Here is a 1,130-nt window from a genome sequence, read left to right as displayed (position 1 = left end):
GATCGGTGCCGTCTGGTCGTCTTGCTCTCCCGACTTCGGCGAGCAGGGCGTGCTCGACAGGTTCGGCCAGATCGAGCCCGTCGTCTTCATCGCGCCGGATGGCTATTGGTACAATGGCAAGGCGATCGAAGTCGCCGACAAGATCGCCGCGGTCGCGGCCAAGCTCGGCACTGTCCGCAAGATTCTGGTCGTCGATTATCTCGGCACATCGACTGATGTCGCCGGGACCATCGACAAGGCGGTAGCGCTGGAAGAGGCGCTGTCGCCCTTCGTCGGCAAGCCCGTTGCCTTCGAGCCGCTGCCGTTTTCGCATCCGCTCTACATCCTGTTTTCGTCGGGAACGACCGGCATTCCCAAATGCATCGTCCATTCGGCCGGCGGCACGCTGATCCAGCATGTCAAGGAACACCGGCTGCATGCTGGTCTCACCGATGGCGACCGCTTCTTCTACTTCACCACCTGCGGCTGGATGATGTGGAACTGGCTGGTGTCGGGGCTCGCTTCGGGGGCCACGTTGCTGCTCTATGACGGTTCGCCCTTCTACCCCGACGGCAGTGTGCTGTTCGATTTCGCCGATGCCGAGAAGATGACGTTCCTCGGCACCTCGGCCAAGTTCATCGATTCCGTGCGCAAGGCTGGCCTCAAGCCGATCCGCACGCATGATCTGGCCACTGTGCGGGCAATCTCCTCCACCGGCTCGCCGCTATCGCCGGAAGATTTCCGCTTCGTTTATGACGGCATCAAGAAGGACGTGCATCTGGCTTCGGTCTCCGGCGGCACCGACATCGTCTCCTGCTTCGTGCTCGGCGTGCCGACGCAGCCTGTCTGGACCGGCGAGATCCAGGGACCCGGCCTTGGCCTTGCGGTCGATGTCTGGGACGATGACGGCAGGCCGGTCCGGCAGGAGAAGGGCGAGTTGGTCTGCACCAAGGCTTTTCCGGCGATGCCGATCGGCTTTTGGAATGACCCCGAGGGCAAGAAGTACCGGGCGGCCTATTTCGAGCGCTTCGACAATGTCTGGTGTCACGGCGATTTCGCCGAATGGACCGCGCATGGCGGCCTGATCATCCATGGCCGCTCCGACGCCACGCTCAACCCGGGCGGCGTGCGCATCGGCACGGCGGAGATCT

The 1,130-nt window shown here is 63.1% G+C and carries 1 protein-coding gene; it reads left to right on the top strand.

The features are described 5' to 3' along the window. Positions 1-1,130: acetoacetate--CoA ligase (locus tag EN893_RS34990; protein WP_128362213.1), on the top strand; the 1,130-nt coding region annotated here is incomplete at both ends.

It is taken from the genome of Mesorhizobium sp. M7A.F.Ca.CA.004.04.2.1, assembly GCF_004022825.1.
GTDB lineage: Bacteria > Pseudomonadota > Alphaproteobacteria > Rhizobiales > Rhizobiaceae > Mesorhizobium.
This window is presented reverse-complemented; position numbering and strand designations above follow the sequence as displayed.